Genomic DNA, 20,462 nt, shown 5'->3' with positions numbered 1-20,462 from the left:
TCACCTTTGAAGCAAGTCAGGAATCGTATAAACTATTTCCCTCGACTTAGAATAATAGTACTTCGCTCGTGTATATTTGGCAGCATAATCCTCGTCTTTTAACTTGGTAGCAAATGCTGTCTCCTTATCCTTTTCATCACTCAAAGTCTGATACTGAGTTTGCAAGTCTGCTAGTTGCTGACGTCTTTGGAGTAATTGTTGATAGCTCTGCGCTAAATTAAAAGTTGGCAAGATAAATAATAGCATAATCAAAATCAGAACCCAACCCATGAAACGATTCCGTTTTTGTCGTTCTTTCATCAGGTAGCGACGACGTTGATATTCATTTTGAATAAAAGAATTATTCAATTGTACAATATTTTTAGACATTTTCTTCTACCCGTGTTTCACTGATAATTTCATACATGCCTGCTGCATCTTCTTTTTTTGTACTATCTTTCATCTCCAGTACTTTGACAAGTAGCAACTTATTTCCAAAACGAATTTCAACTTGGTCATTAACTTTCAAATCCGTTGAACTTTTGGCCAAGATTCCATTCACCTTAATTCTGCCTTTATCTGCTACTTCTTTTGCGACTGTACGACGCTTGATAATTCGCGATACTTTTAAATATTTGTCTAATCTCATCCTTATTACCTCAACTTATTATTGTACCATTTTTATCTATTTTATAGAAGAAAAATATCAAATGGAATTTTCTTTCTTAGACTCTTTTATCTCTAATAAACTTTCTCCAAAAATCAGCAGACCTTCTAAAATTTCATAATCTTGCTTATTTTGGACATCAAATACAAGCTCCATTAATCCCTTATTCTCAGCGATGCCTGTTTTTAAGTTCGTTGCGGATAAAGCTTTAAAATAATCTTGAGCTAAAAACAGTCGTTGAGTGACTTTTTCAAATTGAACTGTAATTTTATTATCTTTTCTTTCCACACGTTGAACAAAGATCTTGTCCAAATATGACTTGACTAAACCAATCTCTAAAAGATAGGCTACTACATCCGGGTATTCTCCAAAACGGTCTATCAACTCCTCTTGTAACTCTTCATAATTGACACGATTGTCAATTTGACGAATTTTCTTGTAAATTTCAATCTTATGTCGTTGATCAGAAATATAAGTATCAGGAAGATAGGCATCAATTTGTAAAATCAATTCGGCATTACCTTTGGTTCTTGTGTTAGCATTAGCATTACCGTTTCGTTTAGCAATAGCTTCCTCTAATAACTGCGAATACAATTCAAAACCAACAGAATCAATGAAACCAGACTGGGATTTTCCTAGGAGATTTCCTGCTCCGCGAATCGAAAGATCTCGCATAGCAATCTTAAATCCAGATCCCAATTCTGTAAATCCTTTGATGGCTTCTAATCTCTTCTCAGAGACTTCACTGATTGATTTTTCTGGACGATACATGAGATAGGCATAAGCAATACGATTACTACGACCGACTCTTCCTCTTAACTGATACAAGGTTGACAAGCCCATATGGTCCGCATTTTCAATAAATAAAGTATTGGCATTTGGAATATCCACCCCTGTCTCAATAATGGTAGTCGTCACTAAAATATCATACTGACCTTCAATGAAATCCAGTAGAGTATTTTCTAACTGAATCTCACTCATTTGCCCATGAACATAACCAATCGAAGCCTCTGGAATCAACTCCTGTAATTCTGAAACCTTCTGGTCAATCGTGTCAACTTTGTTGTAAAGATAGTAAACTTGACCTCCACGCTCCATTTCACGCAAAACAGCATCACGAATGACACTCTCATTCTTTTCCAAAACATAGGTTTGCACTGGATAACGATTAGTCGGCGGAGTTTCAATAACAGACAAATCTCTGATTCCCAGCATAGACATATGAAGGGTACGAGGAATTGGCGTAGCGGTCAAGGTTAGGACATCCACTTGTTTTTTCAATTCTTTCAAGGTTTCCTTATGCTTGACACCAAATCGCTGTTCCTCATCAATAATCATCAAGCCCAAATCAGCAAACACAACATCTTTTGACAAAACACGATGGGTTCCAATCAAAATATCAACTTGACCCTTTTTCAATTTTTCAAGTGTTTCAGTCTGCTCTTTTTTACTTCTAAAGCGACTCAACACATCAATATTAACTGCAAAATTTTGGAATCGTTCCTTAAAATTCGTATAGTGCTGTTGCGCTAAAACCGTCGTCGGAACTAGAACGACAACCTGTTTGTGATCATTGACTGCCTTAAATGCTGCACGCATAGCAACTTCAGTCTTTCCAAAACCAACATCCCCAACTAAAAGTCGATCCATTGGCTGAGAAGCCTGCATATCGCTCTTGATTTCCTCAATACTACGAAGTTGATCATCCGTTTCAACATAAGGGAAAGCATCATCAAAAGCATGTTGATCCTCATCATCAGCTGAGAAAGCAAAACCCTTCAACTGACTGCGTTCAGAATAGAGTTTGACTAAATCATCAGCTATATCCTCTACCTGGTTCTTAACTTTTTGCTTGGCCTTTTTAAAATGACCGTCATTTAATTTATTGAGTTTTGGAGCTTTCCCATCACTTGAAATATATTTAGACAGTAGATGAATCTGTTCTACTGGGATAGAAATTTGATCACCATTTTGGTATTGGACGCTAACATAATCGCGGTGAATTCCTTTGATTTCAATTGTTTCAATCCCTAGATATTGACCAATTCCATGAATATGGTGAACAACGTAGTCCCCTTTTTCAAGTTCATTGTAATCTTTTAATCTCTCTGCATTCGAAACATGTTGTCTTCGAAAACGACGTTTTAATTTCTTTTGAAAAATCTCATGTTCAGTAATCACCAGAATTTTTTCATCTACAAAATTAAAACCATGTCTGAGATTGCCCTCGATTAAGTTTACAGATTCTTGACAGATTCTTGACTTATCTATAGAATCCAATTTAATCTGATATTCCTCTAATACATCCTCCAATGTTTTACTTCCCATTGAATTGCTAGACTGCAGAATAATGGTATAATCCATTTTTTTGTATCGTTCAATTTCTTCTTTTAGAAAAGAAAACTGATTGAAATACTCCTGCATAGGATATTGATTAAATTGATAAATTTGGTCAAACTTGAGATTTCCTAGTCCCTTTTGAAGATTAGAGAAAAAGGTCACCGGACTTTGTTTTTTATAGATTTGTTCAATATCAGCAAAATACTGCATATCAGAAAATGCTTTACTATTCTGTAATTCTTCTGTAAAGTACTGCGCTAATTCTCTTTCAAAGACTTCATACTGATTCATCAATTTTTGATAATCATCAAAGAATATTGGAGTATCTTTTTCAATATAATCAAAAACAGTCCATGTCTTATCATAGCACAAAGATAAAAACTTCCGAGAATCAGAATAAATTTGTTTTTGGTGAAAACTTGAAAGAATTTCTTCTAAGTATGATTTTAAAATAGGTGATAAAGTCTTTGAAATTTGTTTTTCTAAAGCTGACTGACCTCGTTGATAATCCTTTTCTCTCAAAAGTATATCACTAGCTGGAAAGATAGTGAGTTCTGTCTGATTTTCTTTCGATAATTGTGTTTCGACTTCAAATGACCTGATACCATCAATTTCATCACCAAAAAACTCAATTCGGCAAGGTTCTAACTGGGATATTTCAAAAATATCTAAAATATCTCCTCGCAGACTAAATTCGCCCTGAGTTTGTACTTGAGTAACTTTTCGATAACCAATTTCCTTTAACTGATGGATAAGCGCGTGTTGATCATATTCTTCACCAACTGAGATTTTTACAATACTATCTTTGAATACATCTGGAGACGGTAAAATCAATCGACTTGCTGCGATATTACAAACTAAAATCCCTCTCTTAGATGAATCAGTCAAAAAACGCAAGGCTTCAACCCGTGAAATGATTTTTTCTTGTGAAGACATCAAAAATTCTACCATAGGGGAGTCATCTACCAAAAATGGATAGACAAATTCCTCACCCAAGATAGATAGAAGATCACTAACAAGTCCTTCTGCTTCTCCATAAGTTGACGTCAATAACACAATCTTATCTTCCTGTCTCAAACTACTAGCTATTGCTAAAGCTTTTGTAGAAGTTGACAAACCTAACATTAATTGTCTTTTCTTATCTGTCAGATTTTGATGCCATTTTTTTATCTGATCATTTTCTGAGAATAAATCTAATAAGGTCACCATTTATCCGTTATACCTCTGCATCGTTTTTTCAAAGTTTTTCTCTTGTAAATAGTAGTTTACAGAGTCGTCAACTTTGTCAATAGACTGTAAAATACCGATATAATCATCCTTGTCAAAGGTACTCAAAACATGGTTAACAACTGACATGCCATTTTTAGGTCTTCCGATTCCAATCTTAACACGATTAAAGGTTTGGGTTCCAATATGTTGAATAATAGACTTGATACCATTATGACCACCTGCTGAACCTTTTGCTCTTAAACGAATCTTTCCAACTTCCATGTCAAGATCATCGTAAATGATGAGTAAATCTTCAATATCCAAACCATAATAAGTCAATAAAGCATGAACCGCTTTTCCACTTTCATTCATAAATGTCGTTGGTTTGATAAGATAAATTTTTTCTCCATTTAGGAAAAAGGATGCTAGGTCAGCTTGAAATATCTTATCATGTGTAAAAGTGACATTCTGTTTCTTCGCTAGTTGGTCAATCAACATAAATCCAACATTGTGTTTTGTTTCAAAATATTTATCTCCTGGATTTCCCAAGCCTACAAGTAATTTGGTCATTTATTTTTCCTTTCAAAAGCCAAAAGGGTTGGAATTTTTTTCCAACCTAATTGATACTATTCATTAAATTTTTTAGACATTAAAGCGGAATTCCATGATATCGCCATCTTGAACGATATATTCTTTTCCTTCTTCACGCAAGCGTCCAGCTTCTTTTACGGCCTTTTCAGATCCGTATTTCACTAAATCCTCATATGACATGGTTACTGCACGAATAAATCCTTTTTCAAAGTCTGAGTGGATAATCCCAGCTGCTTGAGGAGCCTTCATACCACGTTTGAAAGTCCAAGCGCGAACTTCTTTTTCACCAGCTGTGAAGTAAGTTCCCAATCCAAGCAAGTGGTAAGCTGCACGCGTCAACTTATCTACACCTGATTCTGTCAAACCAATGGCTTCAAGAAACTCTTTTTTATCTTCATCGTCCAATTCAGAAATTTCTTCCTCTGCACGCGCAGAAATGACGACTACTTCAGCATTTTCTGTCGCTGCAAATTCACGAATTTGTTTGACATAGTTGATAGAGTCAGGTTCTGAAACCACATCCTCGTCAACATTAGCAACATAGAGCACTGGTTTAGTCGTCAACAGGAAGAGACCTTTGACAACCTTTTGTTCCTCATCTGTAAATTCGATTGTACGAGCTGATTTCCCATCTTCAAGGACTGGTTTAATCTTTTGAAGAACATTGAATTCTGCTACTGATTCTTTATCTTTTTGCGTACGTGCCATCTTTTCTACACGCGCATAACGTTTATTGACTGATTCTAAGTCTGCAAGAATCAATTCTAGGTTAATGGTGTCAATATCTGCAAGTGGATCCACAAAGGCGTCTTCACGTCCTTGCTCGCGCATGACATTTTCATCATCAAAAGCACGAACTACGTGAACAATCGCATCTACTTCACGAATATTGGCCAAGAATTTATTCCCTAGCCCTTCTCCTTTTGAAGCTCCTTTTACAATCCCTGCAATATCTGTAAATTCAAATGTTGTTGGCACTGTCTTTTTAGGAGTAATCATTTCAGTCAATTTTTGTAGACGTTCATCTGGAACTTCTACCATTCCAACGTTTGGGTCAATCGTTGCAAATGGGTAGTTAGCTGCCTCTGCTCCTGCTTTTGTAATTGCATTAAATAGTGTTGATTTACCAACGTTTGGCAAACCAACGATACCTGCTGTTAAAGCCATATTTTCTCATTCTCCGTTTTCATTTCAATCCCTAATATTATAACACAAAAAGGGAAAACTTGCTAACCCTCTAACTAAGGGTTTTCAGTCAATAATTTTATTCATTTTTCGATCAAAATCATAGCGTCCCATCATGACAACATGGTCACAATTACTGCATTTGATTTTGATATCTGCCCCTACACGTGTAATTTCCCAACGATTTGCTTTTTTACCAGTTGACTTGATAGTACAAGCATGTGGTTTTTTCATCTCAACAAAATTTCCAACTTGATACATACTACTCTCCTTTTCTTTTTCGATTATATCATAAAAGAGGCGAGCCAGGCTCAACCTCTTTCACTTAATTTGTACGAACTGGTGTAATGAGCTGCATGAAATCTTCGTCAGTATCTGCTGGAACAAGAGTAAATGGACGAACAGCTGAGATAAAGCTAATGGTCACCTTTTCGCTATTTAAAGCCTTGAGTGAATCAATCAAGTAAGTTGGGTTGAAACTAATAGTCAAATCTTCACCAGTAACCTGATCAGTATCGATTTCTTCGTTTACTTTACCAACTTCTGGAGAGTGAACATGGGCGCTAACAACCCCATCTTTAATTTCAAGTTTCACAGTACCATTTTGAGTAGCACTTGATAAAAGACGAGCACGTTCCATTGACTGGCGTAAGTTTACAACATCAAAAGTAATAGTAGTGTTAAAGTCTGTTGGAATCAAGCGATCTGTATCAGGATAGTTTCCTTCTAGGAGACGAGTATAGAAGCTAATATTTTCGCTTCTAAATAGAATTTGGTTATTGGCAAAGAAAATCTCTACAGTTTCAATATCATCTGTAAATACCGCTGAAAATTCGCGTAGAGAACGGCTAGGAATGACAACATCAAAATCATCACTATTTTTCTCAAGCGTTAATTTTTTCTGACTTAGACGATGAGAGTCTGTTGCAACTGTTTTTAACTCTTGGTGTTGACTCAATACAAAATGAACACCTGTCAAAATTGGACGACTTTCTTGTGTACTTGCAGCAAAAGCTGTTTCATTGATAATTTTCTTGAGTAATTTTGTTTCAAGAACCAAAGGAGTGCTTGCTGAAATTTCTTGGATTCGTGGATATTGTTCGCTATCTTTTCCTTTTAGGGTAATTTCTGATTTGCCGCTGGTTAAAACAATTTGATTTTGTTCAATTTCTTTAAAATCAAGAGTTACATCAGGTAGACTAGATATCACATTGATGAAGAAAGAAGCTTCAAGAAGAATCGAACCTAAAGAAGTAATTAACAAACCAGCATCTTCATTTTTTTGAGAAATAAAATTTTCAATTGAAATCTGACCATTTGAACCAATTAAAGTAACACCTTCATTGGTCACGTCAATTTTGACTGTTGATAAAATAGGAATGGCATTTTTAGAGCTAATAGCTCTCTTAGTAATATTTAAGGCTTGTAGAAATAAATTTTTATTAATTGAAAAATGAATCATGGATTCTCCTTTATTTATTTTTAGTATTAGAAGGATAATAGTAATAATAGAGTCTGTGAAATCTGTGGAAAACAGACTAAAAGTAAGGAATACCAAGTTTTTTAGCTTGTTTAAAAAATGTGGATAAAAAAGATAAAAAAGCGAAAGTTATCCACAAGTTATTTGATTTTCTTTTTGATTGATTCAATTTCTAAGCGTAAATTATCGTCTTCATCAATCAAAGATTTAATTTTAGCATGGGCATGAATAACTGTTGTGTGATCTTTACCACCAAATTCCTTCCCAATTTTTGGAAGACTATTATCTGTTAGTTCTCTAGATAAATACATGGCTACTTGACGGGCTAACACAATATTTTGAAGGCGTCTACTTCCTTTCATTTCTTTGACGCTGACACCATAAAAGTTACCAACTTCATTTTGGATTTTATCAATTGGGATGACGAGCATTTGGCTAACATCTTGTTTGCGAGCTCTAATAGCTTCTGCAGCAATATCAATAGTGATATCCTTGATGTTTTTTACTCTGGCAATTAAAGTGATGTCGTTGATGGCTCCCTCAAGATCTCTAACATTTGAATCAAATTGCCCAGCTAGGTATTCTAGAGTATCACTTTGGAAATTGTAGCCTAAATGTTCCGTTTTACTTTGTAAAATGGCAATACGTGTTTCAAAGTCAGGGGGTGTGATAGTTTGTGTCAATCCCCAACTAAAGCGCGTGACAAGCCTCTCCTCGAGCCCTTCTAGATGTTTTGGACTACGATCACTCGTTAGGACAATCTGTTTTTGCTTGTCATGAAGGGCGTTAAAGGTATTGAAAAATTCTTCTTGAGTTGCAACTTTTTTTCCGCTGAGTGACTGGATATCATCAATTAACAAAAGATCAAGACTGCGGTAGGTTTTTTTAAACTTTTCCATTTCCCCAAGTCTTAGGTGATCCAGAAAGTCATTGATAAAGCTTTCGGCAGGAATATATTTAACACGAGCATTTGGAATATTTTTTAGAATTTCATTTCCAATAGCGTTTAACAGGTGAGTCTTACCAAGTCCAGGTCCTCCATAGATAAAAAGAGGGTTATAGGTCAGAGCCAAATCTTCAGAGACAGCCAAAGCAGCTGATACAGCCCAAACGTTTCCATCCCCTTGAATAAAATTATCAAAGGTATACTTTTCTTTTAACCCAGTATCCGAATAAGGAATAGATGCTAACTTTGGACTATAGTCATAAAGAGTTGAATTTGTAGCTTCTTCAACTTGTGAGATAGCCGTATCTTGAGGTTTAGTGAAAATATAGTGGGGAGTAATCTCAGCATCATAAATTTCAAATCCGGCAACTACAATAATATCTTTTAGTTGTTTTTCCCAGACCATTTCCATTTCAGATCGTGGTAAAAATATAGTGGCAACATTTTCCTCTACCTTGATGAGTTCAGCTTGAATAGCATAGAAATCATACATGGATCGAGTCAGTCTTTCTTGAGCAAATTCTAAGATACGATTCCAAAATTGTTTTTCTTTCAATCCGTTCTCCTCCTTTACTATTTAAAAGTTTAATACTAGACTTATTTTACCATAGATAGTAAGAATTTTCCACAAGCTGTGAAAAATAATCCACAATGTTATCATCTTTTATCCACAGGTTGGGGATAAAGTCAGAAACTATTGATTTATTAAGCTTTTTATCGAAAAAAATAGTGGATAACCTTGTGAGATAAAAAAATAAAAGAACAGCCTTATTTCAGGCTGTTGATAATTCTACTATATTCTTCTTGATTTGAGAAAGCAATAATGATTTTTCCACTATCTTTTTTAGATAGTTTAATTTCTACATCTAATCCGAGTAGTTTTCTTAACTGTTCTTCTTCATTCTGTATGAAATGATTCATTTTTTGCTGTTTCTTTTGTTTTTTCTCTGTCAGAAGAGCTTCTAACTTCCTTACAGAAATATCTTCTTCTATAATCCGTTGAAAGAAATAGTCTTGTTGTTCCTTATTCAACCCAACTAGAGAACGCGCATGAGCTTGTGATAGTTTTCCATTTTCTACTTCTGAGAGGATAGCATCTGGTAAGGAAAGCAAACGAATGGAGTTGCTGATATAAGGACGAGACTTGCCCATTTTATCTGCAATTTCAGCATGGGTGAATCCTTTCTCTACGAGAGATTCATAGGCGCGTGCTTCTTCTATTGGATTTAAATTTTCTCTTTGCAAATTTTCAATGATGGACTGGACCATCATCTCTTGATCTGAAAGCTGTTTAACAACAGCTGGGATAGACCTTAGACCAGCTAAAAGTGAAGCACGATAGCGTCTCTCTCCTGCAAGGATTTCATAACCAATAACAGGAGATTGACGAACAATAATCGGTTGAATGAGCCCATTTTCTTTGATAGACTGTGCTAGTTCATGTAGTTTTTCTCTATCAAATTCTTTTCGAGGTTGATAGGGATTTTTTTGTATATCCGTGATAGAAATCATTTCAAATTTTTCCATGATTCTACACTAACACATCTTTTCTCTTATGTAAAGCTTTCTTTACATAGATGTCAATTAAGATTCTAAATCACCTGAACTCTTGTCAAGTTTAATAGATGTAGTTTCTTCTTTACCGTTACGATAGTAAGTTATCTTAATGGTGTCTCCGATAGAATGATTGTAAAGAGCACTTTGTAAGTCTGTTGATGAAGCAATCTCTTTGTCATCTACTTTTGTAATAACATCGTATTTTTCAAGGTGACCATTTGCAGGCATATTACTTTGCACAGAACGAACAACTATACCAGATGTTACACTGCTTGGAATATTAAGTCTTCTGATGTCGCTTGTACTTATATTAGATAAATTAACCATCTGGATTCCCAAAGCTGGGCGTGTCACTTTTCCGTTCTTTTCTAACTGTTCAATAATATTGATAGCATCATTTGCAGGAATTGCGAAACCAAGGCCTTCTACAGATGTTCCTCCATTTGTGGCAATTTTACTTGACGTAATTCCAATAACTTGTCCTTGGATATTGATAAGTGGGCCACCAGAGTTACCTGGGTTAATAGCAGTATCAGTTTGGATGGCTTTTGTAGAAATGGCTTGTCCATCTTCAGATTTTAAAGATACATTTCGATTAAGACTAGATACGATACCTTGAGTGACAGTATTTGCATATTCAGAACCTAACGGACTACCAATGGCAATAGCAGTTTCTCCTACGGTTAACTTGCTAGAATCACCAAACTCAGCTACTGTTGTCACTTTTTCTGAAGAGATTTTGACGACAGCAATATCAGAGAAAGTATCCGCTCCGACAATTTCTCCAGGTACTTTAGTCCCATCTGATAATCGAATATCTACTTTACTAGCACCATTTATAACGTGATTGTTGGTGACAATGTAAGCTTCTTTGTCATTCTTTTTATAAATAACCCCAGATCCTTCACTAGAGATTTGTTGAGAATCTGTATCAGTATCATCATTGCCAAATACGCTATTTTGTCTATTTGCCGAATAAGTAATAACGGATACAACAGCATCTTTTACTTTGTTAACAGCCTGCGTTGTTGAATTTTCATTCTTATAGGCAGTTTGTGTAATAGTACTATTGTTGTTAGAGTTGCTTACACTACTTTTTTGAGTTAGTTGAGTTATTGAAAAACTACCCAAGGCTCCACTAAAAAAGCTAATGACGATAACGACTACTAATTGAAACCCTTTTTTGTAAAATGTTTTTAAATGTTTCATATTTGCCTCCATATTTTTGAATTACTGAAAGTATAAACTGACTAGCTTAATTATAACTTAAACACAAAAGTTTTTCACAAATTGTGGATAACTTTTAAAAATCTGTGATTTTCTAGGTGAAAATTAACCTTTTATTTTGTGAATAAGATGTGAAAAAATAAAGAATATGTTAGAATAGAGTCATGAAAATTAAAGTTGTAACAGTTGGGAAACTGAAAGAAAAGTATTTAAAAGATGGTATCGCGGAGTATTCAAAACGAATTTCTCGATTTGCTAAGCTTGAAATGATTGAGCTAGCAGATGAAAAAACACCAGATAAGGCCAGTGAGTCAGAAAATCAAAAGATTTTAGAAATAGAAGGTCAGAGAATTTTATCAAAAGTTGGTGACCGTGATTTCGTTATTGTGTTGGCTATCGAAGGGAGAACTTTCTCCTCAGAAGAATTTAGTAAGCAGTTAGAAGAAGCTCCTATAAAAGGATTTTCTACTCTTACCTTTACTATTGGAGGGAGTTTAGGATTATCATCAGCTGTAAAAAAGAGAGCTAATCTTTCTGTCAGTTTTGGTCGCTTAACCTTGCCCCATCAGTTAATGAGACTAGTTCTTGCTGAACAAATTTATCGCGCTTTTACGATTCAGCAAGGCTCCCCCTATCATAAATAGAAAATTGACTTTTAATTGAATTTTTGGTAGAATAATTGTGTTAGGTCTCATAGCTCAGCTGGATAGAGCATTCGCCTTCTAAGCGAACGGTCGCAGGTTCGAATCCTGCTGGGATCAATATAGTAGTAAAGCTGGGAATTTTCCCGGCTTTTTTCTTAAAAAAGTACACTTGAGGAGAAAAAAATGACAGTTGAGAGAATTTTATCTAAAACGAAATTCCATTTTGTATAATGGTTTTTGTAAGTTAGCTTACAAGAAAAAACATTTTAGGAGATTTTATTATGAAAAACACAGTTAAATTGGAACAGTTTGTAGCCTTGAAGGAAAAAGACTTGCAGGAGATTAAAGGTGGGGAGATGAGACTGCCAAAAATCCTCCGTGATTTTATTTTCCCAAGAAAAAAGTAATAAAATAAGGGGAAAGAGTAATGAATTTATTTGGATTTGGGACAGTTATTGGTCATTTTTTAATTATTAGTCACAGTTACCGTTTAATTTGTAAAGATCAAATAAAATCAAAGGAACTATATTTTTTTGGTATCTATACATTACTAGTAGAAGCAGTACTTGAACTTTCCTTTTATCTTCTATATTTAGATGAAATAGTGATTGAAAGATTTTTATTTCCTTTGGGCTTATATTCCTATTTTCGATGGATTAAACAGTATGAGAGGGATAGAGGACTATTCCTAAGTTTACTACTATCTCTTTTATATGAGAGCACTCATAACTTTCTGTCCGTAACTTTCTCCTCTATAACAGGAGATAACTTTGTTTCACAATATCATGACCCATTCTTTTTCGTTGTAACGGTGTTGACCTATTTTGTTGTCTTAAAAATCATTCATTATTTCCATTTGGAACTAGCCTATTTTGACAAAGACTACCTCTATCCTTTTTTGAAAAAATTATTTTTTGCCTTACTACTGCTACATATAGTATCTTTTGTTTCAGATATGGTAAGTACGATTAAACATTTGAATAGTTTTGGAAGTATTTTATCATCTATTGTCTTTATTTCTCTACTTTTGACCTTTTTTGCAATGAATTCGCATAAAGAACAAATGGAGAAAGAGATTGCTTTGAAGCAGAAGAAATTTGAACAGAAACATTTACAGAATTATACAGATGAAATTGTTGGACTGTATAATGAAATCCGTGGTTTTCGACATGACTATGCTGGGATGCTTGTCAGTATGCAGATGGCAATTGACAGTGGTAATTTACAGGAAATTGACAGAGTTTACAATGAAGTTTTGGTCAAAGCAAATCACAAATTGCGTTCAGATAAGTACACTTACTTTGATTTGAACAACATAGAAGATTCAGCTTTACGAAGTTTGGTTGCTCAGTCAATTGTCTATGCTCGAAATAATGGTGTAGAGTTTACACTGGAAGTAAAAGATACGATTACCAAACTCCCAATTGAACTATTGGATTTGGTTCGTATCATGAGCGTTTTATTGAATAATGCTGTCGAAGGATCGGCTGATAGTTATAAAAAGCAGATGGAGGTAGCAGTTATTAAGATGGAAACTGAAACAGTTATTGTGATTCAGAATTCATGTAAAATGACGATGACTCCTTCAGGAGATCTATTTGCTTTAGGATTCTCCACTAAGGGAAGAAATCGCGGGGTAGGATTAAATAATGTGAAAGAACTACTAGATAAGTACAACAATATTATTTTAGAAACAGAGATGGAAGGCAGTACATTTAGACAAATCATTAGATTTAAGAGGGAATTTGAATGAAAGTTTTAATTTTAGAAGATGTTATTGAACATCAAGTGAGACTAGAGAGAATATTGGATGAAATTTCGAAAGAATCGAATATTCCTATTTCTTACAAGACAACAGGAAAAGTTCGTGAATTTGAAGAATACATTGAAAACGATGAAGTAAATCAGCTTTATTTCCTAGATATCGATATTCATGGAATTGAGAAAAAAGGGTTTGAAGTTGCCCAGTTTATTCGTCATCACAATCCTTATGCTATTATCGTCTTTATTACCAGTCGATCAGAGTTTGCGACTCTAACCTATAAATACCAGGTATCAGCCTTAGATTTTGTTGATAAGGATATCAATGATGAGTTATTTAAGAAGAGAATTGAGCAAAATATCTTCTACACTAAGAGTATGTTACTTGAAAATGAAGATGTGGTAGATTATTTTGACTACAATTACAAGGGAAATGATTTAAAAATTCCTTACCATGACATTCTATATATTGAAACGACAGGAGTCTCTCATAAATTGCGCATTATTGGTAAGAATTTTGCAAAAGAATTTTATGGTACCATGACAGATATTCAGGAAAAGGATAAACATGCTCAGCGATTTTATTCTCCTCATAAGTCATTTTTGGTAAATATAGGCAATATTAGAGAAATTGACCGAAAGAATCTAGAAGTTGTTTTCTATGAAGATCATCGCTGTCCTATTTCAAGGTTAAAAATTAGAAAATTGAAAGATATTTTAGAGAAAAAATCTCAAAAGTGATTGACAATTAGTAAGAAATTGATATAATGGTTATATCTGCTACAGATAGAAGGTCCGTTGGTCAAGGGGTTAAGACACCGCCTTTTCACGGCGGTAACACGGGTTCGAATCCCGTACGGACTATTTTATCCGCCATAGCTCAGTTGGTAGTAGCGCATGACTGTTAATCATGATGTCGTAGGTTCGAGTCCTACTGGCGGAGTATAGATAAAAGGGAACACAACTGTGTTCCTCTTTTTGTATCAATTTGTATCACCAAGCATCTTCATAAGGAAGTCTGTTATTTCTTGAGGACTTTCTTTTTTTCCGTGTGCAATCCAAGTTTGGCAGACACCAAAAAGTGCATGAGTTAGATAGATGCTACTATATTCTAATTCAGTGGTATTAAGATTCAGTTGCATAAATCGCTTTTGTAAATCTGTACTGAGCATGATATGAAGTTTATTTCTTAAGAAATTTTGGATTTCTTTGGTCCCATTTTCAGAAAGAAGGGCAGCCAGAAGTGGTTCTGACTCTAGATATTCAAATACTTCTAAAATAGCATCTCTTTTGTGATGAGCATGTTTTTGAAAAATATATTCAAATGTATGAAATAGCTTGCTTTGATAGTGCTCAATCATATCATACTTATCCTTATAGTGAGTATAGAAGCTGGAACGACTAATTCCGGCTTTTTCTGCTAACTTGACAGTAGAAATTTGATCAAATGGCTGTTCCATTAGTAATTGTACCATAGCATTTTCAATAGTTCGCTTTGTTTTTAAGCGTTTATTACTTTCTTTCATATTTCCTCCTTGTGAACAAATTAGACTATGTGTCTAAAAATTGATTTTTTATCTTGTAATTTAGATTTTTTAATGTATAATCTATTATATCAAAATTTTAGACAATATGTTTAAAAAAGGAGAAACTATGTTTAAAGAATGGAAAGCAATTTTTAAAAAACCAGCCTTTATTATTGTCATGATAGGAATTTCTCTTATTCCTGCTTTATACAACATCATATTTTTATCCTCAATGTGGGATCCATATGGTCAAGTGTCTGACTTACCTGTGGCAGTTGTCAATAATGATAAAGAGGCTTCCTATAATGGTAATACTATGGCAATAGGAAAAGACATGGTGTCCAATTTAAAAGAAAATAAAACCTTGGATTTTCATTTCGTGGATGAAGATGAAGGAAAGAAGGGATTGGAAGATGGCGATTACTATATGGTAGTGACTTTACCCAGTGATTTATCTGAAAAAGCAGCTTCTATTTTAACGGATCATCCAGAGCAAATGCAAATTGATTATCAGACTTCAAGTGGTCATAGCTTTATTGCCAGCAAGATGAGCGATTCTGCGATGACACAATTGAAGCAGAATGTTTCTACCCATGTAACTGAGACCTATACTAAAGCTTTATTTAACAAAATGGTCGATTTAAAGGATGGTATGAGTCAAGCAGCTTCTGGTAGTAAAAAATTAACTGATGGAGCGAATCAGTTAGTGGCAGGAAGTCAAACATTAACTACCAACCTACACTCTTTAGCAGCTTCAAGTTTAACATTTTCAAATGGAACGGAGCAGTTTACTAAAGGATTATCCTCTTATGTTTCTGGTGTCGAACAACTTCATCTTGGCTTAGGAAATTTTAATAGTGGTTTAGTTACATATACTGGTGCAGTGAGTCAATTAGATAGCGGGTTAGGTCAATTATCTTCTAAAAGTCCTGAATTAGTAAAGGGAATCAATCAGTTATATACTGGTGTAGAATCCTATACTGGCGGTGTTTCTCAGCTTAATGCTGGTCTTAATCAATTTTCATCTGGTGTTAGTGCTTATACAAACGGAGTGGGAAATCTTGCAACAGGTGCTAATCAGTTATCCAATCAATCAGCTACACTTCGAATGAGGGTGGAGCAATTAAGTGAAGGGATCCAACAACTTTCTAGCAAGTTAGATGCTTCGTCTGGGAAAAAAGATCAAATTAATCAATTATCTTCAGGTCTAAATCAGTTAAATAAAGCTATTCAAAATATTGATGTTGGAGATACAAAACAATTAGATTCTGTTTTATCAAGTATAGCATCTCTTTCTAATCAAATGTTAGCAAGTGCTCAGTCTGAAAAAACAACTACATTAGCCAATATTCAATCGACAGCAGCTTATCAATCATTGACAAGTGAGCAACAAGCTGAGATAAGAGCTTCTGTATCTCAAAATTCAACTGATGGTATTCAATCGGCTCAGTCAATTGTAGCTTTAGTTAAAGGTTTACAGGGAAGTTTAGAAAACTTACAAAATCAATCATCTAATCTTTCGATTTTAAAAAATCAAGCTAATCAAGTATTACCGTTTGCTTCTACTTCTTTGACAGGATTGTCAAGTGGATTAACAGAGATACAAGGAGCTGTTACTAGCAAATTAGTTCCTGCCAGTCAGTCAATTGCATCAGGTGTAAATGCATATACTGCAGGTATTGATAAAGTTTCTCAAGGCGCAAGTCAACTAAGTGAAAAGAATTCCACCTTGACAGGTAGTTTGAACCAATTAGTTTCAGGATCAACTACCTTGACACAAAAATCTTCTAACTTGACAGCAGGAGTTGGTCAATTAGTTGAAAAAACTCCAAAATTAGTGTCTAGTATTGAAAAATTATCAACTGGCTCCAATCAATTGAATCGAAAGAGTCAAGAATTGATAGCAGGAGTTGATAAATTGCAGTCAGGATCTAGCCAACTAGCTGACAAATCCAGTCAGTTAATTTCAGGTGCTTCTCAATTAGAAAGTGGAGCTAATAAATTGGCAGATGGAGCTGGGAAACTAGCAGAAGGTGGAACAAAGTTAACTTCTGGATTGGAAGGTTTACAGACAGGAGTTGTTTCTTTAGGACAAGGACTAAGTAATGCTAGTGATCAACTTAAATCAGCATCAACGGAATCTAAAAATGCAGAGATTTTGTCAAATCCACTCAATCTTTCCAAAACAGACAATGACCAAGTTCCTGTAAATGGAATCGCAATGGCTCCTTATATGATATCAGTTGCTCTCTTTGTTGCAGCAATATCAACGAATATGATCTTTGCGAAGTTGCCTTCAGGACGTCATCCAGAGAGTCGTTGGGCTTGGTTGAAATCTCGAGCTGAAATAAATGGTATTATAGCTGTTTTAGCAGGAATTTTGGTATATGGAGGAGTTCATCTTATTGGTTTAACTGCTAATCATGAAATGAGAACATTTATTCTCATTATCCTAACAAGTTTAGTATTCATGTCCATGGTAACCGCTTTAACAACATGGAATAGCCGTATAGGAGCTTTCTTTTCTCTTATTTTGCTTTTATTACAGTTAGCATCAAGTGCAGGTACCTATCCACTTGCTTTGACAAATAATTTCTTTAGAGCTATTAATCCTTGGTTACCAATGAGTTATTCGGTTTCTGGATTACGACAAACAATTTCTATGACAGGAAATATTCATCATCAAGTCATTTTCCTTGCTGTGATATTAGCCCTATTTACTGGTTTAGGTATGCTAGCCTATCGACCTAAGAAAATGGAAGAAGATTAAAAAAATCGACCAACTGGTCGATTTTTTTATGTCTTAGATGACTTTCGTTTGTGATTATAGATTCCAAATAGTAAAAGAGAAGTAAAGGAACAGATTGCTCCAACAACAAACCCATTGGGAATAAAGGAAAGTGTAATAGTTCCTTTTCCCTTAGGAATGTCAACTTTTATAAAACCAGTTTGAGCTTGTTTAATTTCTATTTTCTTACCATCTTGGTAGGCAGACCAACCTTTGTCATAAGGAATGGTGAAGAAAATAGATGTATCTTGTTGGACATCATATGTAGCAAAAACCTTGTTTTTAGAAGTTGATACTGTTACAGGTTGTTCTTTAATTTTTTGAATTGCCTCAGTTAAAGTTTGGGTATCTAAACGGTAGAAGGTAGGAGATTCAAATGATACTTGTGAATTTTCAGGGAAACTAACATGAATATTGAAAGTTTTTGTATATTTTGTATAGCCTAGATTAAAGAAGGAGAAGACATTATCAGTTGTAAAAGTTTTCTTTTCTCCATTTACAAGGATGTCAATCTTTTTTTGTTTGTCATTAGAAAAGTGAAGGTTTGTGAAAGAAAGATAAACTTGACTGTTTTCTGGCACTTCAATTTGATACTGGATTGCTGCATCCTCATTTGAAGAACCTGTGACACTAATCAAATCATTAGTATTTTCTGTTTTGTCATAAGGGATTGGAGAAAAATAATCAAAATCGACGTTAGCAAGTTGATTTAAAAACGAGGCCTGATTATCCAAGGTATGTTCATTGAACTTGACATCATTGTAAACAGATTGACTAGCAAATGCAATTGGAAGAGAGTATTGATTTTCATATAGGGTAAGATTATCTTTTTGATAGATATCTTTAAAACCATACTTATCAATAGGGGTTTCTGATATATTGTACTGGATACCAAATAAACTATCAGCTAAAATACTATTATTGGCATAACGGAGATTTAGATTAGTCCCAGAGGATTTAAAACCAAGTTTATCCAAAGTAGAGCTTGCTGAACGATTTCGAACAGATGAAAATTGAGAGATTCCATTGTAGTTGAATTTCATACTGTCATTTCCTGTTTGAGTCTCTAGTTTCTCAGTACGAGTAAATGGATTCCCAATATATGTTGAGAAAGATCCCATAGCTGGGATATCTCGATTATATGAACTTCGAGAAGCAAAACCCCATTCTTTAGCAATTCCGTCTATTTGAGATGAAGCATTTAAACTTATTTCAACCATTATAAATAAAGAAATTAGAATGGCAAATAGATTTACAGAGATAAACTTTTTGATAACTGCAAGGAGTAAAAGCGAATAGACAACCAAAAATTCAAGAGTAAGCAGAATATTCAAATCTGTTAAAAAAGAATAATGTGATTTTAGATAGATGGTAGCTAAAAATCCTGTTACTATAAGAAAAAGCGAAACTAAAAAATTCCAGACTTTAAGTTCTTTCAGACGCTTTAAGACTTCTGCTGCTGTGTAAATTAACAAGGTAGAGAAAATCCAAGCATAGCGATGTAAAAACATGTTTGGAGTATGCATGCCTTGCCAAAATAAATCAAGAGCTTCAATATAAAAGCTTGCAATTAGAAATGCAAAGAAGATTGCATAGATAAGTTTCACGTGAAACTTAATAGATTTCAGCGTAAAAAATAAAATGGTCAAAATAAAGGGAAGTAGTCCAACAAAAATCATTGGGATGGCCCCATACTTTGTTGTGTCAAAGGAACCAATGAATTGTTTAGCAAAGAGATCAAGATACCAGCTACTTTCAGTTTGAAACTTTGTAATTTCAGTTAATTTTTCCCCATGTGTCTGTAAATCAAATAGAGTAGGCAGAGTCAGAATCAAACTAGCCATACCAGCTAAAACGGAGGTGATTATGAAATCAAGAAAAGATGATTTTCGAGTTTTAAAGTCCCAAGAAATTTGACAGAGATACCAGAAAATAAGAAACAATACTGTCATATAGCCAAAATAATAATTTTGAATAAACAAAATTGACAGACTTGTAAAGTACAATAGGAATTTCTTTTCAGTGATAAGTAGCTGTAAACCAGTTATAATTAAAGGAATCAAGATAAAAACATCTATCCAGGTTTTTATCTCTAGTTGACTAACTGTGAAACTCATCAGAGCATAGGAACTAGATAAAGCTAGTTTTAAAGGCTTAGGAATCGATTGAAATAATTTATTTAAACTAAAGTAAGTTGACAGTCCAATCAATCCAAATTTTAAGAGAGTTGTCAGATAGACAGCATCTGGCATATTAGTTAGATCAAAAAAGTAAACTAGTGGTGAAAGGAAACTACCCAAGTAATAACTAGATAGGGCATAGAAATTTAATCCAAGGCCACTTGTAAAGGTGTAAAACAGACTACCATTTCCATGTAGGATATTTCGTAAGGCTACATCAAAAATAACGTATTGATGAAAGCCATCTCCTAATAGAGGAGAGTTGTCGCTATTCCAGTAGATACCTTGAGATAGATATACTCCTATCATAATGATTATGGGAATGATGAAAGAAACAAAATAGGTCCAATATGTTTTAAAAAATAATTTCATGTTACCTCAT

17 protein-coding genes and 3 tRNA genes are annotated in these 20,462 nt (G+C 34.4%); 8 read left to right on the top strand and 12 right to left on the bottom strand.

All coding sequences use genetic code 11. The annotated features are described in order from the left end of the window. The 10 genes from OC529_RS09360 to OC529_RS09315 form a co-directional block, all read right to left on the bottom strand. On the bottom strand, window positions 1-369 hold the full coding sequence (locus tag OC529_RS09360; protein ID WP_000041912.1) for a septum formation initiator family protein: 369 nt from the start codon (window positions 367-369) through the stop codon (window positions 1-3). Continuing rightward, window positions 362-628: an RNA-binding S4 domain-containing protein gene (locus OC529_RS09355; protein ID WP_001234978.1), complete on the bottom strand. Its 267-nt coding sequence runs from the start codon at window positions 626-628 to the stop codon at window positions 362-364. Before OC529_RS09355 ends, OC529_RS09360 begins: the two co-directional genes overlap by 8 nt. A gap of 57 nt (window positions 629-685) precedes the next feature. Further along, window positions 686-4,195 carry a transcription-repair coupling factor gene (gene mfd, locus OC529_RS09350; RefSeq protein ID WP_262082003.1) on the bottom strand — a complete coding sequence of 1,170 codons (3,510 nt, stop codon included), beginning with the start codon at window positions 4,193-4,195 and terminating at the stop codon, window positions 686-688. Then, a complete protein-coding gene (gene pth, locus OC529_RS09345) occupies window positions 4,196-4,765 on the bottom strand; it encodes an aminoacyl-tRNA hydrolase (RefSeq protein WP_262082002.1) in 570 nt (189 codons plus the stop codon). It abuts the gene before it with no gap. 72 nt (window positions 4,766-4,837) lie between these two features. Then, window positions 4,838-5,953, bottom strand: coding sequence for a redox-regulated ATPase YchF (gene ychF, locus OC529_RS09340; RefSeq protein WP_061438533.1), 1,116 nt, complete (start codon window positions 5,951-5,953; stop codon window positions 4,838-4,840). A gap of 84 nt (window positions 5,954-6,037) precedes the next feature. Beyond that, complete coding sequence (locus OC529_RS09335; protein ID WP_000285186.1) at window positions 6,038-6,232, bottom strand: DUF951 domain-containing protein; 195 nt, start codon at window positions 6,230-6,232, stop codon at window positions 6,038-6,040. 64 nt (window positions 6,233-6,296) lie between these two features. Then, window positions 6,297-7,433: a DNA polymerase III subunit beta gene (gene dnaN / locus OC529_RS09330; RefSeq protein WP_262081080.1), complete on the bottom strand. Its 1,137-nt coding sequence runs from the start codon at window positions 7,431-7,433 to the stop codon at window positions 6,297-6,299. Between the two features lie 158 nt (window positions 7,434-7,591). Further along, window positions 7,592-8,953 carry a chromosomal replication initiator protein DnaA gene (gene dnaA, locus OC529_RS09325; RefSeq protein WP_061438534.1) on the bottom strand — a complete coding sequence of 454 codons (1,362 nt, stop codon included), beginning with the start codon at window positions 8,951-8,953 and terminating at the stop codon, window positions 7,592-7,594. A gap of 212 nt (window positions 8,954-9,165) precedes the next feature. After that, the gene (locus tag OC529_RS09320) at window positions 9,166-9,924 is read right to left on the bottom strand and encodes a ParB/RepB/Spo0J family partition protein (RefSeq protein WP_262082001.1); all 759 of its coding nucleotides are present in this window, start codon (window positions 9,922-9,924) and stop codon (window positions 9,166-9,168) included. Window positions 9,925-9,981: 57 nt separating this feature from the next. Continuing rightward, entirely contained in the window at window positions 9,982-11,163 is a 1,182-nt protein-coding gene (locus OC529_RS09315) for a S1C family serine protease (protein ID WP_262082000.1), read from the bottom strand. 182 nt (window positions 11,164-11,345) lie between these two features. On the opposite strand from OC529_RS09315, the gene rlmH reads away from it, so the two are divergent. The 7 genes from rlmH (at window position 11,346) to OC529_RS09280 (ending at window position 14,529) form a co-directional block, all read left to right on the top strand. Then, a complete protein-coding gene (gene rlmH / locus OC529_RS09310) occupies window positions 11,346-11,825 on the top strand; it encodes a 23S rRNA (pseudouridine(1915)-N(3))-methyltransferase RlmH (RefSeq protein WP_261022865.1) in 480 nt (159 codons plus the stop codon). A 43-nt stretch (window positions 11,826-11,868) separates the two neighbouring features. Beyond that, window positions 11,869-11,942: transfer RNA gene (locus OC529_RS09305), tRNA-Arg, on the top strand. Between the two features lie 164 nt (window positions 11,943-12,106). Beyond that, window positions 12,107-12,232, top strand: coding sequence for a competence-stimulating peptide ComC (gene comC, locus OC529_RS09300; protein ID WP_000799683.1), 126 nt, complete (start codon window positions 12,107-12,109; stop codon window positions 12,230-12,232). Between the two features lie 20 nt (window positions 12,233-12,252). Then, window positions 12,253-13,578, top strand: coding sequence for a competence system sensor histidine kinase ComD (gene comD, locus OC529_RS09295; RefSeq protein ID WP_261022867.1), 1,326 nt, complete (start codon window positions 12,253-12,255; stop codon window positions 13,576-13,578). Then, a complete protein-coding gene (gene comE, locus OC529_RS09290) occupies window positions 13,575-14,327 on the top strand; it encodes a competence system response regulator transcription factor ComE (protein WP_261022868.1) in 753 nt (250 codons plus the stop codon). Before comD ends, comE begins: the two co-directional genes overlap by 4 nt. A gap of 51 nt (window positions 14,328-14,378) precedes the next feature. Next, a tRNA-Glu gene (locus OC529_RS09285) sits at window positions 14,379-14,450 on the top strand. A gap of 5 nt (window positions 14,451-14,455) precedes the next feature. Further along, a tRNA-Asn gene (locus OC529_RS09280) sits at window positions 14,456-14,529 on the top strand. A gap of 40 nt (window positions 14,530-14,569) precedes the next feature. Here the strand turns inward: OC529_RS09280 and OC529_RS09275 are convergent. Further along, window positions 14,570-15,112 (bottom strand): TetR/AcrR family transcriptional regulator, encoded by a 543-nt coding sequence (locus OC529_RS09275; RefSeq protein WP_000665088.1) that lies wholly within the window; start codon window positions 15,110-15,112, stop codon window positions 14,570-14,572. Between the two features lie 127 nt (window positions 15,113-15,239). Between OC529_RS09275 and OC529_RS09270 the strand changes: the two genes are divergently transcribed. Next, window positions 15,240-17,882 carry a YhgE/Pip family protein gene (locus tag OC529_RS09270; RefSeq protein ID WP_262081999.1) on the top strand — a complete coding sequence of 881 codons (2,643 nt, stop codon included), beginning with the start codon at window positions 15,240-15,242 and terminating at the stop codon, window positions 17,880-17,882. 26 nt (window positions 17,883-17,908) lie between these two features. On the opposite strand, the gene OC529_RS09265 is transcribed toward OC529_RS09270, so the two are convergent. Further along, window positions 17,909-20,452: a YfhO family protein gene (locus tag OC529_RS09265; protein ID WP_262081998.1), complete on the bottom strand. Its 2,544-nt coding sequence runs from the start codon at window positions 20,450-20,452 to the stop codon at window positions 17,909-17,911. Window positions 20,453-20,462 lie beyond the last annotated feature (10 nt).

It is taken from the genome of Streptococcus sp. Marseille-Q5855 (assembly GCF_946901985.1).
In the GTDB taxonomy this organism is placed as follows: Bacteria; Bacillota; Bacilli; order Lactobacillales; family Streptococcaceae; genus Streptococcus.
This window is presented reverse-complemented; position numbering and strand designations above follow the sequence as displayed.

What these genes read in the sequence shown, in the direction of transcription:
- OC529_RS09360 (WP_000041912.1), bottom strand. Translation starts at nt 369, where the DNA reads ATGTCTAAAAATATTGTACAATTGAATAATTCTTTTATTCAAAATGAA.
- OC529_RS09355 (WP_001234978.1), bottom strand. Translation starts at nt 628, where the DNA reads ATGAGATTAGACAAATATTTAAAAGTATCGCGAATTATCAAGCGTCGT.
- mfd (WP_262082003.1), bottom strand. Translation starts at nt 4,195, where the DNA reads ATGGTGACCTTATTAGATTTATTCTCAGAAAATGATCAGATAAAAAAA.
- pth (WP_262082002.1), bottom strand. Translation starts at nt 4,765, where the DNA reads ATGACCAAATTACTTGTAGGCTTGGGAAATCCAGGAGATAAATATTTT.
- ychF (WP_061438533.1), bottom strand. Translation starts at nt 5,953, where the DNA reads ATGGCTTTAACAGCAGGTATCGTTGGTTTGCCAAACGTTGGTAAATCA.
- OC529_RS09335 (WP_000285186.1), bottom strand. Translation starts at nt 6,232, where the DNA reads ATGTATCAAGTTGGAAATTTTGTTGAGATGAAAAAACCACATGCTTGT.
- dnaN (WP_262081080.1), bottom strand. Translation starts at nt 7,433, where the DNA reads ATGATTCATTTTTCAATTAATAAAAATTTATTTCTACAAGCCTTAAAT.
- OC529_RS09320 (WP_262082001.1), bottom strand. Translation starts at nt 9,924, where the DNA reads ATGGAAAAATTTGAAATGATTTCTATCACGGATATACAAAAAAATCCC.
- OC529_RS09315 (WP_262082000.1), bottom strand. Translation starts at nt 11,163, where the DNA reads ATGAAACATTTAAAAACATTTTACAAAAAAGGGTTTCAATTAGTAGTC.
- rlmH (WP_261022865.1), top strand. Translation starts at nt 11,346, where the DNA reads ATGAAAATTAAAGTTGTAACAGTTGGGAAACTGAAAGAAAAGTATTTA.
- comC (WP_000799683.1), top strand. Translation starts at nt 12,107, where the DNA reads ATGAAAAACACAGTTAAATTGGAACAGTTTGTAGCCTTGAAGGAAAAA.
- comD (WP_261022867.1), top strand. Translation starts at nt 12,253, where the DNA reads ATGAATTTATTTGGATTTGGGACAGTTATTGGTCATTTTTTAATTATT.
- comE (WP_261022868.1), top strand. Translation starts at nt 13,575, where the DNA reads ATGAAAGTTTTAATTTTAGAAGATGTTATTGAACATCAAGTGAGACTA.
- OC529_RS09275 (WP_000665088.1), bottom strand. Translation starts at nt 15,112, where the DNA reads ATGAAAGAAAGTAATAAACGCTTAAAAACAAAGCGAACTATTGAAAAT.
- OC529_RS09270 (WP_262081999.1), top strand. Translation starts at nt 15,240, where the DNA reads ATGTTTAAAGAATGGAAAGCAATTTTTAAAAAACCAGCCTTTATTATT.
- OC529_RS09265 (WP_262081998.1), bottom strand. Translation starts at nt 20,452, where the DNA reads ATGAAATTATTTTTTAAAACATATTGGACCTATTTTGTTTCTTTCATC.